At 31.5% G+C, this 15,008-nt stretch carries 14 protein-coding genes; 13 read left to right on the forward strand and 1 reads right to left on the reverse strand.

Annotation, left to right across the window (positions count from 1 at the left end; all coding sequences use genetic code 11):
• Positions 1 to 60: 60 nt before the first annotated feature.
• The 7 genes from EI71_RS05315 to EI71_RS05345 all read left to right on the forward strand — a co-directional run bounded on the left by EI71_RS05315 (position 61) and on the right by EI71_RS05345 (position 7,936).
• Positions 61 to 1,071 (forward strand): LacI family DNA-binding transcriptional regulator, encoded by a 1,011-nt coding sequence (locus tag EI71_RS05315; protein WP_119016220.1) that lies wholly within the window; start codon positions 61 to 63, stop codon positions 1,069 to 1,071.
• A gap of 93 nt (positions 1,072 to 1,164) precedes the next feature.
• Complete coding sequence (locus EI71_RS05320) at positions 1,165 to 2,535, forward strand: type 2 periplasmic-binding domain-containing protein (RefSeq protein WP_119016221.1); 1,371 nt, start codon at positions 1,165 to 1,167, stop codon at positions 2,533 to 2,535.
• 74 nt (positions 2,536 to 2,609) lie between these two features.
• A complete protein-coding gene (locus EI71_RS05325; protein ID WP_119016222.1) occupies positions 2,610 to 3,581 on the forward strand; it encodes a carbohydrate ABC transporter permease in 972 nt (323 codons plus the stop codon).
• Entirely contained in the window at positions 3,571 to 4,506 is a 936-nt protein-coding gene (locus EI71_RS05330; protein ID WP_119016223.1) for a carbohydrate ABC transporter permease, read from the forward strand. Before EI71_RS05325 ends, EI71_RS05330 begins: the two co-directional genes overlap by 11 nt.
• Positions 4,507 to 4,551: 45 nt before the next feature.
• Entirely contained in the window at positions 4,552 to 5,898 is a 1,347-nt protein-coding gene (locus EI71_RS05335) for a glycoside hydrolase family 1 protein (RefSeq protein WP_162849795.1), read from the forward strand.
• Positions 5,895 to 6,899 carry an aldose epimerase family protein gene (locus tag EI71_RS05340; protein WP_119016225.1) on the forward strand — a complete coding sequence of 335 codons (1,005 nt, stop codon included), beginning with the start codon at positions 5,895 to 5,897 and terminating at the stop codon, positions 6,897 to 6,899. The genes EI71_RS05335 and EI71_RS05340 overlap by 4 nt, the downstream gene beginning before the upstream one ends.
• A gap of 2 nt (positions 6,900 to 6,901) precedes the next feature.
• Entirely contained in the window at positions 6,902 to 7,936 is a 1,035-nt protein-coding gene (locus tag EI71_RS05345) for a glycoside hydrolase family 5 protein (protein WP_119016226.1), read from the forward strand.
• Positions 7,937 to 7,971: 35 nt separating this feature from the next.
• On the opposite strand, the gene EI71_RS05350 is transcribed toward EI71_RS05345, so the two are convergent.
• Positions 7,972 to 9,492, reverse strand: a complete 1,521-nt coding sequence (locus EI71_RS05350) for a bifunctional metallophosphatase/5'-nucleotidase (RefSeq protein WP_119016227.1) — start codon at positions 9,490 to 9,492, stop codon at positions 7,972 to 7,974.
• A gap of 203 nt (positions 9,493 to 9,695) precedes the next feature.
• On the opposite strand from EI71_RS05350, the gene EI71_RS05355 reads away from it, so the two are divergent.
• From EI71_RS05355 to EI71_RS10035, 6 genes are all read left to right on the forward strand, one after another.
• Positions 9,696 to 10,658, forward strand: coding sequence for an L-lactate dehydrogenase (locus tag EI71_RS05355; protein ID WP_342769489.1), 963 nt, complete (start codon positions 9,696 to 9,698; stop codon positions 10,656 to 10,658).
• A 109-nt stretch (positions 10,659 to 10,767) separates the two neighbouring features.
• Positions 10,768 to 11,988, forward strand: a complete 1,221-nt coding sequence (locus tag EI71_RS05360) for an FAD-dependent oxidoreductase (protein WP_119016229.1) — start codon at positions 10,768 to 10,770, stop codon at positions 11,986 to 11,988.
• Between the two features lies 1 nt (position 11,989).
• Positions 11,990 to 13,261 carry an NAD-dependent dihydropyrimidine dehydrogenase subunit PreA gene (preA, locus tag EI71_RS05365; protein WP_119016230.1) on the forward strand — a complete coding sequence of 424 codons (1,272 nt, stop codon included), beginning with the start codon at positions 11,990 to 11,992 and terminating at the stop codon, positions 13,259 to 13,261.
• A 10-nt stretch (positions 13,262 to 13,271) separates the two neighbouring features.
• Entirely contained in the window at positions 13,272 to 13,865 is a 594-nt protein-coding gene (locus EI71_RS05370) for a GDSL-type esterase/lipase family protein (RefSeq protein ID WP_119016231.1), read from the forward strand.
• A 100-nt stretch (positions 13,866 to 13,965) separates the two neighbouring features.
• Positions 13,966 to 14,613, forward strand: a complete 648-nt coding sequence (locus EI71_RS05375; protein ID WP_119016232.1) for a phosphatase PAP2 family protein — start codon at positions 13,966 to 13,968, stop codon at positions 14,611 to 14,613.
• Positions 14,614 to 14,778: 165 nt separating this feature from the next.
• On the forward strand, positions 14,779 to 15,008 hold a 230-nt coding region (locus EI71_RS10035), incomplete at its 3' end, for a hypothetical protein (protein WP_147387565.1).

The following is a 15,008-nucleotide window of genomic DNA, read 5'->3' on the forward strand; positions in this document are numbered from 1 at the left end:
TTTACATATAATAGAGGTACGAAAACGTTTAAGAAGCCTTGAAAGAAGTGGGTGATTTTTATGGTAAAGATTAAAGATATCGCCGAGCGATGTGGATTATCAATTGCCTCTGTTAGTAAAGCATTGCACGGTGAATCCGATCTAAATCCAGAAACGGCTAAGCGTATCCGCGAGATTGCAGCGGAAATGGGGTATATTCCGAATGCATCTGCGAGATTGCTTAAAACAAAAAGGAGTTATAACATTGGAGTTCTATTCGTAGACGAAACAAGTTCTGGTTTAGAGCATGAGTATTTCTCCGCTATCCTTAATAGTATAAAGGATGAAGCTGAGAAGCACGGATATGATATAACATTCATCTCTCACCATTTTGGTCACGACCACTTAAGCTTCTATGAACATGCAAAGTACAGAAACATGGATGGAGTAATCATTGCTTCAGTAGATTTCAGGGATCCCGAGGTAGTACAGTTAGTGGACAGCGAAATTCCTACTGTGACGATTGATTATGAATTCAATGATGTAGCATCTGTAGTATCCGATAATGTGCAGGGAGTAAAAGATATAGTAAACTACCTTGCGGAAATGGGACATAAAAGAATCGCGTTTATTACAGGTGATGATACATCCGTTACACAAAAGCGTGTTGCAAGCTTCTATAAAACGTGTGCTGAAAATGCAATTGAAGTAAATGATGAATATGTAAAGAAAGGAAGGTATCACATACCGAAGATAAGTGGCGAAGCGACAAGAGAATTATTATCACTAAAGGAAAGACCAACAGTTATAATGTATCCAGATGATTACTCCTTACTTGGAGGTATTACGGAAATTGAAAAACATGGTTTAAGGATTCCTGAGGATATAAGCATTGTTGGTTACGATGGAATTAAGCTTTCTCGGTTACTAAGACCTATAATTACAACATATGTTCAGAATTCTACTGAAAAAGGTATTACGGCAACGAAAAAACTTATTAGTTTAATTGAAAATCCAAAGATCACCTTAGCGGATAGAACTTTGGTAAGTGGGAGACTTCAACAGGGGGAAACTGTTAGAAGTTTAAAGTAGTTTTGATAAGTAATGGTGTCGACCATTTAAAAAATCGACAAAAATATTAAATAAGGGAAAAGTAATAGTATTTGCTGAAAGGACAAAAAAATTATGAAAAAGAGTATTTTAACTGGTGCTGCAGTAGCAGCTTTAGGGGGACTAGCATTATTTGGTCTTGCATCTTGTGGAGGTGACTCCAACACAAAAACTGCTGAAAAGCAGGAAGAAGGTAAGGTTTTAAACGTTAGAGTTTGGAACGACGAATTCATTTCTAGATTTAGAGATTATTATCCTGAAATTAAGTCAGAAGACAAGAAGAACGAAGAGTTCACATTAAAGAATGGAATTAAAGTTAAATTCCAGATGACTTCAAATCAGGGTGGCGCATATCAGCAGGCTCTAGACCAGGCATTAACTGCAACTAACGCAAAGGCAGACGATAAGGTAGATATGTTCTTATTCGAAGCTGACTATGCATTAAAGTATGTTAACTCAAAGTATACATTAGATGTTAAGGAAGTTGGTTTAACTGATAATGATACAGCTGATATGTATGAATATACTAAGACTATCGCAAAGGATTCAAATGGTAAGTTAAAGGGTGTTTCTTGGCAGGTAACTCCAGGTCTATTCGCTTATAGAACTGATATTGCTGATGCAGTATTAGGAACTCATGATCCAGATGAGGTTCAGGCATTAGTTTCTGACTGGACTAAGTTTGATGGTGTAGCTAAGCAGATGAAGGATGCAGGTTACTGCATGTTATCTGGTTTTGATGATGCTTACCGTGTATTCTCTAACAACGTTTCTGCTCCATTAGTAAACAAGGATAAGAAGATTGTTATTGATAATCAGCTAAAGGCTTGGATTAAGCAGACTAAGGAATATACAGATAAGGGTTATAACAACCAGACATCTTTATGGAGCAAGGATTGGAACGCTCAGCAGACAATTAATGGTAATACTTTCGGTTTCTTCTTCTCAACTTGGGGAATTAACTTCACATTAGCTAATAATGCAGCAGTTAAGAATGACGCAGGTAAAAACCTAGAAGGAAAATATAGAGTATGCTACGGCCCAGCTTCTTATTACTGGGGAGGTACTTGGATTGCAGCTGCAGCTGGTACTGATAACAAGGCAACTATCGCTGATATCATGAAGAAGTTAACTTGTGATGCTACTATTGCAGAAAAGATTACTCGTGATACTTTAGATTATACTAATAACCAGACAGCTATGAACAAGTTAGCTAATGATCCTGAATATGGTTCAGCATTCTTAGGTGGTCAGAACCACATTAAGTTATTCGCAGAAGCTGCACCAAAGATTAATATGGATAATGTATCTGCATATGACCAGACAATCAACGAAAAGCTTCAGGAAGCTATGAAGGATTACTTCGTTGGTACTGTAGATGAGGAAACAGCTTGGAACAATTTCTATACTAAGGTTCTAGCTGCTCATGCAGAATTATCTAGATAATTAGTTTTTACAAGCATTAAAAAAGGGGCAGGCCTCGTGCCTGCCCTAATTTAAAGTAGGGTTGGTGATTATGTATGGAAAATGCAAATGTTATTAAAAGAGAAACACTATCTACAACCAGAAAAAAGGTCAATTATGCGAAGTGGGGTTATATTTTAATTCTTCCTTTCTTCGTAGTATATGCCATATTCTCCTTGTGGCCATTAATTCAGACCTTTTATTACAGCTTTTTGGAATATCGTCAAGAATTATTAGATGTTGTGGGACCTAACTTCATCGGGTTCCAGAACTATGCAACTTTGTTCTCTAAAATAGATTTTTGGAAGTATTTATGGAATACTATCGTTTTATGGCTAATATGTTTTATTCCACAAATTGTAGTGTCTTTGTTATTAGCAGTATGGTTTACAGATAGAAGATTAAAAATTAAAGGACAGAGATTCTTTAAGACAGTCATTTATATGCCAAACTTAATTATGGCAGCCGCTTTCGGTTTCTTATTTATGACTTTATTATCAAGACAAGGACCAATTATGAGTCTATTAATGCAGTGGGGATGGATTAGTACGCCATATGACGTCTCCACAAGCGTTGAATGGAACCGTATAATGATTGGTTTAATTAACTTCATAATGTGGTTTGGTAATACTACATTATTATTAATGAGTGGTGTAATGGGAATTGATGAGGATATATTTGAGGCAGCTACAGTAGATGGAGCCGGTGCATTTAGAACCTTCAAGGACGTTACAATGCCATTATTAAAGCCAATTTTCATTTATGTATTTATTACATCATTAATTGGTGGTATTCAGTTGTTCGACGTTGCTGTTATGTTTAATAAGGCCGGTGGTCCAAACTTAACATCAAATACACTAGTTATGTATTTGAACCAGACTTTCTCAACTAGAAACTATGGTATGTCTGGAGCTATTTCCGTTCTTATCTTTATCTTAACAGCGTCTTTAAGTGTTGTTGTTTACTTCGTTTCTTATAGAGATAAGCTACCACAGAAGCATAAGAAGGTGATTGCTAATGGTAAATAGTATAGAAGATGTAAGAGTATTAGATACTAGAGGCTCTGGCCACGATGCTTTAAGTGCAAAAGCAAAAGCTATATTAATTGTTCGTAGAATTGTTGCTTACACTGTATTGGTATTGTTATCATTTATTTGTTTATTTACACTTTATGTATTAATAATTAACTCAACAAAATCTCATAGCGAAATTCAAACCGGATTTAGCTTTTTACCAGGTACAAGCTTTGGTGATAACTGGCAGAAGATGTTAGATTCTCCACTTCCAGTTATTAATGGTATGATCAACTCATTCCTTATCGCATTTGCTAGTGCATTATTATCATGCTATTTTAGTGCATTAACAGCATATGGAATTCATATGTACCAGTTCAAGCTAAAGAGAATCGCATTCTTATTCATTATCTTAGTAATGATGGTGCCATCTCAGGTAAGTGCAATCGGTTTAGTTATGATGTGTCAAGATATGGGCTTAATTTCTCCAAGTAGTGGAGCATTAGCTTATATTCCATTAATCGTTCCTGCAATCGCATCTCCAATTGTTTTCTTCTACATTAAGCAGTATCTTGATTCTATTTTACCAAAGGAAATGGTAGAAGCAGCAAGAGTTGATGGTGCAGGTGAGCTTAGAATATTCCACGGAATGGTTTTACCTATTCTAAAACCAGCGTTAGCTATTCAGTTCATTTTCTCATTCGTATCTAGCTGGAACAACTACTTCGTTCCACAGCTAATCTTAGCGAATGCATCAAACGATTTAAAGACAATTCCGCTTGCATTAGCAATTTTAAATGACCAATCCAACACACAGACCTTTGATTTGGGAAGAGTTTATATGGTTATGTTGTTGGCAATAGTTCCACTTTTAATTGTATATTTAGTATTCTCCAATTTCATTTTGAAGAATTTAACAAGTGGAGCTGTAAAGGGTTAAAAACAAAAGGCAATGGAGACATTGCCTTTTTTGGAGGAATAATTTATGTTTCAAAAGGATTTTATATTTGGTGCAGCAACTGCAGCATATCAAATTGAAGGATCTATAAATAAGGACAATAGAGTAAAATCTATTTGGGATACATTTACAGAAAAGGAAGGAACCATCATGGATGGTAGTGATGGTTCTATTGTTTGTGATAGCTATATTAAATATAAGGATGATGTTAAATTACTTCATGAGCTTGGCGTAAATAGCTATAGATTTTCTATAGCCTGGGGAAGAGTAATTGATTGTAATAACGAACCTAATCCACTTGGAATTAAGTATTACCAAGATTTATGTAAGGAATTATTAAAATATAATATTAAGCCTTATGTAACACTATACCACTGGGATTTACCACAGCGGCTAATGGATAAGGGGGGCTTTTTAAATGATGAAATATCCGATTATTTCATGTATTATACAGAAATAGTAACACAGGCCCTAGATGGACTTGTAAGTGACTATATCACAATTAATGAGCCTCAGTGCATTATATTTATGGGACATGATGCATGTTTATTTGCCCCAGGAATTAAATATAATGATAAGGAAATATTACATGCAATTCATAATTTACTTAAGTGTCATGGTAAGGCAGTAAAGATTATAAGAAAGAATGTTAAAAATTCAACAATTGGCTTTGCGCCATGCTCTCGTCCTTTAGTTCCTGTTCATGATGATCCTATATTATATCAAAAATGCTATTTAAAATACTTTTCTTTAGATAGATCCTTTGAATATGCAAATTCTGTTGCCATTTATAGTGATCCTATTTTCCTAGGAGATTATCCTAAGGAGTATTATTTACAATTTAAGGATTGTCTTCCAAACATTACAAAAGAGGATTTAGAGCTAATCAGTCAGCCAATCGATTATATCTATCAAAATATTTATACAGGTAATTATTATTCTTTGGATAAAGATAATAATTTAGTAAAAAATGATTTTGATTTTGGTTATCCAGAAGGAAATATTGATTGGCTACAAATTATGCCTAAGGCATTATATTATGGTCCTAAATACTTGTATGAAAGATATAAAAAGCCTATCATTATAAGTGAAAATGGTCTATGTAATGTTGATTTTGTATCCTTAGATGGTAAGGTTCATGACCCACAAAGAATTGACTATATCCATAGATATATGCTAGAGCTTGATAAGGTATCTAAAGAAATACCAGTAAAGGGCTATTTCTATTGGAGCCTTATGGATAATTTTGAATGGAATTGTGGGCTTAAGAAAAGATTTGGTTTAGTTTATGTTGATTATAAAACCGGTAATAGAATTCCTAAGGATTCCTATTATTACTATAAGGATGTAATAAAAAGGGGTGGAGTAGAATGATAGAATTTATTGAACTTAAAAATAATCTTGGAGTAGAAGTTACGCTTTGTACTTTGGGTGCATCCATATATGATATAAAAACAATGGATAAGGATAAAAAATTAGAATCTATTATTTATACGACAAAGGATAAAAAGGATTTTATTACCGAAAGAAGCTGTTTAGGTAAAACTATAGGTAGGACAGGTGGAAGAATATCCAATTCTACTTATACATTAAATGGCATAAGATATACTATTCCATCCTATGACCCTAATGGACTTCATGGAGGGATAGATGGAGTAGGATATAAAGAATTTGATTATAAGCAAAATGAAACAGAAGAATATTATGAGGTTATATTCTCCTATTTTTCTAAGGATATGGAATCAGGATATCCGGGTAATTTTAATTTGAAGGTTATATATAAATTATATAAGGATATAAATAAGCTCACTTTAAGCTATAAAGGTATTTCAGATAAGGATACATTAGTTAATCTATCCAATCATTCGTATTTCAATCTAAGCGGTAACGCTAAAGGCTCAATTTTAAATCATTCTTTGTATATAAATGCATCGAAAATGGAAAGAATAGAACATCTATTACCTAAAGAAATCGTAGATTGTAAAGAAATCTATTCTTTTAAAACAATGCATAAAATCGGGGATTATTTAATGCATCCAGAAATCAAAAATAATACCAATGGATATGATTTTCCTTATATATTTGATAATTGGAATAAGGATTTATTTAATGTTGTATTAAAGGACCCTGATTCGAAAAGAGTACTTAAAATTAAAACAACCTATCCAGTAGTAGTTATTTATACTTGTAATTATACAGGTAGAGAAATCATGAACAATGATAAGGTTATGACGCCATATTATGCGGTTTGCTTAGAGTGTATGTTCCACCCAAATACAATTAATAGTGACTTTTTACAAGATAAAAAGGATATATTAAAGGCTGGGGAGGAATATAATCAAGCAATTGAATATTATTTTGATATAGAGGGGTAAGCATGAAAGAATTAAAAGGATATATGAAGGGTGTAAATCTTGGTGGATGGTTATCCCAAGGAAGTCTTGAGCTATCTCATATTGATTCTTTTATTAAAGAAGAAGATATAAAGAAAATCAAGGATATGGGCTGTGACCATTTAAGATTACCTGTAGACTTTGAAAACATTTATGACGAGAAGAATAAATGTGATAATCCTATTGGATATAAATATATTGATTTATGTATCAAATGGTGTAAAAATGTAGGTTTAAACATTGTCCTAGATTTACATAAGGCACCAGGATACTCTTTTGATGATTTTGAATATTCTGATGGATTCTTTAAAAATAAAGAATTACAGGATTTATTCTTAGATATTTGGGATAGATTATCTCTAAAGTATGGTAAATATTCTGATATGATGATGTTTGAAATGCTAAATGAGGTTACAAGCTTTGATGTATTAGAGGAATGGAATGATTTAGCATTAAGATGTATTAAGGTTATTCGTAAGAATGCGAAGGATATTAAAATATTATATGGTGGAGTAGGATACTCTAGTGTTAAGGCAGTAAAGCTAATTCCTGCACCATATGATGAAAATATCGTATTTAATATTCATTGCTATGAGCCAATGGCATTTACACATCAGGGTGCATATTGGATGGATAAAATGCCATTAGATTTTAGAATTTCATACCCAATGCCAGAAGAAGAATATAAGAAGGTTGCTAGAATTTGCCCATCTTTAGTTAATGGTACCTTAGGTACATTAGAAGAAGCCTTATCTATTTTAAATGAGGATTTATTTGAAACTATCTTTAAAGAAGCTATAGAGCATACAGAAAAATATAATACATATTTATACTGTGGTGAATATGGTGTAATTGATAGAGCGGATATAAAATCTACTTTAATATGGCTAAAGCATATTCATAAAACTTTTTTGAAGCATAATATTGGTAGAGCTATTTGGAGTTATAAAAAGATGGATTTTGGTATTATAGATGACCATTATAAGGAAATCTATGATGAAATCATAAAATATCTATAAAAATATTTTAAAGGCGTCGATTTCGACGCCTTTAATTATTCAAATTCACCAAATGGTAAAACATCAACTAAAATAGGATCATTTAAATTGAAAGGAACATTTCCTCTATTTTTTAAATCACTTATTATATAGTCTCTTGGTGTTTTTCTAAATGATTCTGATAGATATTCATATTCTAATATAACTTCTTTAAAATAACTAGATTCATATACATAATCTATTGTAGATACATTATAGATTTCATCATCTATAAATGTAGTATCATAGTCCATATAATAATATTTAGATTCTTTTAAAATCCAATCATTAATATATTTTCCTTTTATTTTTAAGCAAATAATATGATTTTCAAATGGATATACATCATATATAGTAGAAAAAGTAACTGTTCCTTTATTTAAGGCTTGTCTTATTCCTCCTGTATTTAATATAGATATATCCGCACTTGTACCAATTCTTAAATCCTTCGCAAAAAGCATACCTATATCTTCTTTAGAAATATAGGAATTATTTTCACAATATACTTCACTTACAATATCTTCTATTTTGTTATATTCTATATCAATAGATTCTTGAACCTTTATATCTTTGTTTTCTTTTTTTATATTCGTTATAGGAATGACAGAAGAAGATGCTCTTTCAATTTCCATAGTATCTAAATTAATATCTAATACTATTTCCCCAAATGAATCAGAATAGGATCCTCCTTGAACTAAAGGAAGATTATTCTTTTCTCTTTTCATGAATCCCTGTTGTTTGGAATGTGTATGACCATTAATGATAGCATTAATTAAATAATTATCTTTATCATCCTTTAATTCAGCTACAATCTTATTGATATTATATTCTAATATATTTTCACTATATCCACCGTGGATATTAAATACAATGAAATCAGCACCATCCTCTTTTAATTTTAAGCAATCCTTTTTTACTTCTGTTTTAAAGAAATCTAGGCTAGCTTCAATTTTGTAATCTATTAGCTTAGAAGAAGAAATAGAAGATGCAACATCTCCTATATAGGATACTATACCTATATTTAAATCTCCCTTTTTTACTATAGTATATGGTAAGATGTTGTCATCTATATTATCTTCTCCATATCTTTTATTATCTTTATAGATATTTCCATTAATAAGAGGAAAATTGGCCTCTCCATTATCTATATCCTTATCAAAGTATTGTAATATACTATCTAATCCCCAAGAAAATTCATGATTACCAATACCCATCATATCAAAATTCATTTCATTTAATACATTTAATGTAGATAAGCCCATAGATAAATTTGAAAAGGCAGTTCCTTCAAACATATCTCCATTAGCGATTAATAATACTTCATTATTTTCTAGATTTCTTTTTTCTTCAATATAATATTCAATATTGGCTAAATCATATTCTTTATTTTTAGCTGCTTCATTTACATAGCCATGTAAATCATTTATTTCAATAATATCTAATAAGACATTTCCTTTCTTGGCCTTTTCAATAGGTTTATTACCACAAGAAGATAAGGCCAATAAAGATAATAATATAAAGGGTATTCTCTTTTTCATAATGAATCCTCCTTAGGAATTTATTATATATTTTAAATATAAAAACTTCAATAATATAGAAGAATAGATGACTATTTGTTTACGGAAATGTCTTATTTGTTTCATTTTGAATATTATTCTAAAAAGATAACAAAAAAATTATAGTTATTGAATATTGTTTTTAAAAATATACGTTTTTTGTGATATAATAGCAAAGGTATTCAATTGGAGGCATTATTATGAATCGTGGTAAGGTTGTTATTGTAGGAGCAGGAATGGTTGGTACATCCATTGCTTATTCCATTATGAATCAAAGTATTTGTGGGGAAATTATTATTATTGATATTAATGAAAAAAAGGCCGAGGGTGAGGCACTAGATATGACTCACGCTATGGAATTTATGAATTATAAAACAATAATAAAAAGTGGAAAATATGAGGATTGTAAGGATGCAGATGTTATTATTATTACAGCATCTGTACCAATGAATTCAACTCTTACAGATCGTATGGCTTTACTTGAAAAGAATAAGAGTGTAATGAAGTCTATTGTAGAATCTATTATGGCAGTAGGATTTAATGGAATATTACTTGTAGTATCAAATCCTGTTGATGTTATGACATATTATGCATGGAAGCTATCAGGGCTTCCTAAGGAGAAGGTTATTGGTAGTGGTACAACCTTAGATTCTGCAAGATTACATTATTATATTGCAAGAACAGTAGATGTATCTCCATCTAGTGTATACGCATTTGTAATTGGTGAGCATGGAGATAGTGAAATGGTTGCCTGGAGCACTGCAACGATTGGTGGAAAAGATATTGATAATGTATTTAAAGATAATAAATCTAGAATAGGCGAAAACCCATATGAAAGATTCTTAACAGAAGCTAAAAATGCTGGGTGGGATATTTTTGCAAGAAAGGGTAATACCTCCTATGGTATTGCTGCAAGTGTTACAGGTATTTTAAAATCTATTCTTTATGATGAGAATAAGGTATATCCTGTTTCTGTATACTTAGATGGAGAATATGGAGTATCTGATGTATATGTTAGTGTTCCTACCATTATAAATAATGAAGGAGCAAAGGAAATTGTTGAGCTTCATTTAACTAGCGAAGAGAATGAGAAATTTAAAAATTCTTGTCAGCTATTAAAAAATAAATGTAAGGAATTCTTACAATAATATAGAAATATTTGGCAGTATAGAAACTATTATGGCTTTCTAACTGCCATTTTATTATTTTTTATGGTATAATAAGTTACCAAAGAATCTATTTAGAAAGGAAATATTTATGATTGAAGACTACTTAAAAGAAGAAGTGGGCTTAACTCCTAAGGATGCAATGGAAGAGGCATCTAGATGTCTTTTATGCCTAGATGCACCATGCAGCCAGGATTGCCCTGCAGGAACAGATCCTGCAAAATTTATTCGCTCCCTAAGGTTTAAGAATGTTATAGGAGCATGTGAAACTGTAAGAGAAAATAATATTCTTGCAGGTATTTGTGCAAGAGTATGTCCAACCGAAAAATATTGTGAGAAGGCATGCTCAAGATGTGGTATTGATAAACCAATTCATATTGCAAAGCTTCAAAGATTTATTACGGATTATGAAGCTTGTACAAAGATGAATATATTATCAAAAATGGAACCTAATGGTAAAAAAATTGCGATTATAGGTTCTGGACCTGCTGGACTAGCTTGTGCTGGATATTTAGCAAAGATGGGCTTTTTTGTTACCGTTTATGAAAAATATTCTAAGGCTGGAGGATATTTAAGAGTAGGTATCCCTGAATATAGACTACCAAATAAGGTTGTTGATGAAGAGATTAAAAAAATCTCTGATTTAGGTGTAAATTTTATCTTTAATACAGCTATAGATTCTAACAAGTTAGAAGAATTAAAAAAAGAAAATGATGCTGTAATTATTGCAACAGGATTCCCTAAAGGAAAAACCTTAGATATATTTAACGATAATAAAAAGGTTAAGATTGCTGTGGATTTCTTAAAAGAAGTTAAAGAAAAGAAAGGTAAGATTAAGTTACCTGAATCAGCAGTAGTTATTGGTGGTGGAGATGTAGCAATGGATGCTTCTTTAACCTTAAAGAAGCTTGGTGTAAAAACTGTTACAGATTTTGCTTATGAGGAGTTTGAATACTTTAAAGCATCTAAGGATGAGCTTTTAAAGGCAAGAGAAGCTGGAGTAACTATTTTAGATGGATATATACCAGTTAAGGCAACTAAATCTGGAGTTTGTACATTTACTCATAGAATTATCGATTCTAAAGTACAAATAAAGACACCTTTAATCATTTTAGCAATTGGACAAACTTATGATTTAGATAACTTAGGATTATCTATAGAGGATTTTAATTCTTCTGATTATAGAATTAAAAATACAAATCTATTCTTTGCCGGAGATTTAGCACCATTAGATAAGAATGTTGTATATGCTGTTAGAAGTGCTAAAGAGGTTACAAATAGGATTATAGATTTCTTAAAGGAGGGCAAGTAAAATGATGAAAAAAGATTTATCTATTACTTTTATGGGTGTTAAATTTAAAAATCCATTTTGCTTATCGAGCTCCCCTGTTGGAAATTGCTATGAAATGTGTGCTAAGGCATATGAAGCTGGCTTTGGTGGAGTAGTATTTAAAACAATAGGACCTAAGCATTATTTAATTGATGAGGTATCCCCTAGATTTGATGCGCTTACTAAGGAAGCAGAACCATTTGTTGGTTTTAAAAACATGGAACAAATTGCAGAGCATTCTTTAGAAGAGAATTTAGAGGATTTAAGAAAATTAAAGAAAAATTATCCTGATCATGTTTTAATCGCATCAATTATGGGTTCAAATGAAGAGGATTGGGAGGAGCTTGCAAGGCTTGTTACAGAAGCTGGAGCGGATATGATTGAGCTTAACTTCTCTTGCCCTCAAATGACAAGCCATGCGATGGGTAGTGATGTAGGATCTAGCCCTGAATTATGTAAGAAGTATTGCGAGGCTGTAAGAAGAGGTACAAGCCTTCCATTTATGGCGAAAATGACTCCAAATATTACCGATATGTGTATTCCTGCTATCGCATCTATGGAAGGTGGAGCGAATGGTATTTCTGCAATTAATACCATTAAATCCATTATTAATGTAGATTTGGATAAGAAGGTTGGATTACCAATTATCAATGGTAAATCATCCATATCAGGTTATAGTGGTAAGGCTGTAAAGCCTATCGCTTTAAGATTTATTCAACAGATGAAATCTAATCCAAAATTAAAGGATACCGAATTATCTGGTATAGGTGGTATTGAGACTTGGGAGGATGCGGCTGAATTTATTTTACTTGGCTGTAAAAATTTACAAATGACAACCTCCATTATGCAATATGGCTATCGTATTGTTGAGGATTTATGTGATGGCTTATCTCATTATATGGAAAAAGAAGGAGTAGATCATTTAGAGGATTTAGTTGGCCTTGCGAATAAAAATATTATTCCTGCAGAAGAATTAGATAGAGATTATAAGGTTTATCCATCTATTGATTTAGATAAATGTATTGGTTGTGGTAGATGCGTAATTTCTTGTTTTGATGGCGCCCATCAAGCAATGGAGTGGAATGAAGAGGAAAGAAGACCAAACTGTAATACGGATAAATGTGTAGGATGTTTACTTTGCGCCTTAGTTTGTCCTATTGGTGCAATTAATGCAGGAGAAAGAGTATTAAAGGAGGGAAGAAAGCCTAAGAATTTAAATAAGATTATTCTTCAGGATTCTTTCCAAAAATTATAAGGGGATTCAAATGATTAAAGTAGTTTGTTATGGAGATTCTAATACCTATGGATATAAGCCATATCATGAAAGATATGATAAGGCTTATCCTGAAATATTAGGAAATATATTAGGTAGTAATTATATAGTTTATAATGAAGGATTAAATGGTAGAACATCTATTTATCCTGCAAAAGAGGATGAAAGAATTGGTATATCTAATATTGAAGAGATATTATTAAAATATGATCATATAGATTATTTTATCTTTATGCTTGGAACTAATGATGTAAAAATAGATAATGCATCTACTCCAGGGGATATCTATAATGGCTTAGATTTATTATTAGATAAGATATATAAATTAAATATAATAGATAAATATATTTTTATATCTCCAATTACTTTAGGTAAATTAATAGGAACTACAGATATAGAATTTAATTATCATTCATATCAATTATCCTTGAAATTTTATAATGTATATGAAAAATTGGCTAAGAAATATCATCCAGATTATTTAATAGATGCCAAAAGATTCATAACTCCTACATTTGATCATTGTCATTTTAAAGAAGAAGACCATAAAATACTTGCAGAGGCAGTAGCCCCACTTATAAAATAATATAGATTAGCTGTAAACTAAGCTGTTTACAGCTTTTCTATTTATTGTTAGTAATTATATATATTTGGTGTTATAATTAAGTCTGTTAGGAGCTGATATAGTGAAGAAATTTATTAATTTATATACAATATTAGGTTGTTCATTTTTATTCTTATTCCTAGTATTGATGCTACTATTAAATGTAGACAAGGCAGTTATTGCTGAATCAGGACAAGCCGTTGGCTTATCTCACATTAATAATCTTGTTAGCTATAGCTATAAGGATAATATTGATACAATGACAGATTTATTAATGTATGTAACATTTACAGTAGTAATATTTGAGGTTTGTTTAGGAATATATCAATTAATTAAAAGAAAGAGCTTATTTAAGGTTGATATTGAAATTATTATTTTTGGAGCTTCGTTAGTATTAATTATTGCTTGTTGGTTATTATTTGATCATGTAATTAAAATTAATATAAGACCAACACATGAGGAGAAGGGCTCATTCCCATCAACCCATGTCTTACTTACAACATTCTTAGCACTAGCATCTCATGCCTTTATATGCTTTAAGTATAAAAATAATTTTGCTAAATATGGCTCACTTTCTTTAGCAGTTATTATAATTGCTATAGTATTATTTGGTAGAGTAGCATCTGGTATGCATTATATTACAGATGTTATTGGTGGTTTATTCTTAGGATTAGCTTTTTATTTTGCTACCTTTGGAATAATCAAAGTATTTAAGGTTGAAGAAGAATAATATTATGATAAAAAATCATCCCAAGCGGATGTTTTTTTTATTTATTATTCCTAATTTGCACAGAGTTGGTAAATTAGAGATCAAGTGATATAATAGAACCAGTTTATAGAAAGGAAAATCACATGAATTTCTGAGAGCTGGTTAATATGTGATACTTGGCGGTTGATGATTAGCCAGCTCCCAGAAGTTCCATCACTCGCCGCCATGAAAACTAAATATAAAGATAATCACTGGGGAACCTCTGTAAAAAGATTACCTTGGGATAGTAAAACGAATAAGACTCCTCTTGAGGAGCTTATTTCTTTTACTATGGATGAAAGATATAATGCAAAGCATAGATCTCAAATTCCCGAAGAGATTAGTCTTATTAATTCCATAGTACCTCTTAGATGTCA

Origin of the sequence: Anaeroplasma bactoclasticum (assembly GCF_003550015.1) — a bacterium.
In the GTDB taxonomy this organism is placed as follows: Bacteria; Bacillota_I; Bacilli_A; order Acholeplasmatales; family Anaeroplasmataceae; genus Anaeroplasma; species Anaeroplasma bactoclasticum.

Excerpts from the sequence above, each read along its gene's own strand:
- EI71_RS05350 (WP_119016227.1), bottom strand. The coding sequence starts at position 9,492 with ATGAAAAAGAGAATACCCTTTATATTATTATCTTTATTGGCCTTATCT.
- EI71_RS05325 (WP_119016222.1), top strand. The coding sequence starts at position 2,610 with ATGGAAAATGCAAATGTTATTAAAAGAGAAACACTATCTACAACCAGA.
- EI71_RS05315 (WP_119016220.1), top strand. The coding sequence starts at position 61 with ATGGTAAAGATTAAAGATATCGCCGAGCGATGTGGATTATCAATTGCC.
- EI71_RS05360 (WP_119016229.1), top strand. The coding sequence starts at position 10,768 with ATGATTGAAGACTACTTAAAAGAAGAAGTGGGCTTAACTCCTAAGGAT.
- EI71_RS05345 (WP_119016226.1), top strand. The coding sequence starts at position 6,902 with ATGAAAGAATTAAAAGGATATATGAAGGGTGTAAATCTTGGTGGATGG.
- EI71_RS05335 (WP_162849795.1), top strand. The coding sequence starts at position 4,552 with ATGTTTCAAAAGGATTTTATATTTGGTGCAGCAACTGCAGCATATCAA.
- EI71_RS05370 (WP_119016231.1), top strand. The coding sequence starts at position 13,272 with ATGATTAAAGTAGTTTGTTATGGAGATTCTAATACCTATGGATATAAG.
- preA (WP_119016230.1), top strand. The coding sequence starts at position 11,990 with ATGATGAAAAAAGATTTATCTATTACTTTTATGGGTGTTAAATTTAAA.
- EI71_RS05320 (WP_119016221.1), top strand. The coding sequence starts at position 1,165 with ATGAAAAAGAGTATTTTAACTGGTGCTGCAGTAGCAGCTTTAGGGGGA.
- EI71_RS05330 (WP_119016223.1), top strand. The coding sequence starts at position 3,571 with ATGGTAAATAGTATAGAAGATGTAAGAGTATTAGATACTAGAGGCTCT.
- EI71_RS05340 (WP_119016225.1), top strand. The coding sequence starts at position 5,895 with ATGATAGAATTTATTGAACTTAAAAATAATCTTGGAGTAGAAGTTACG.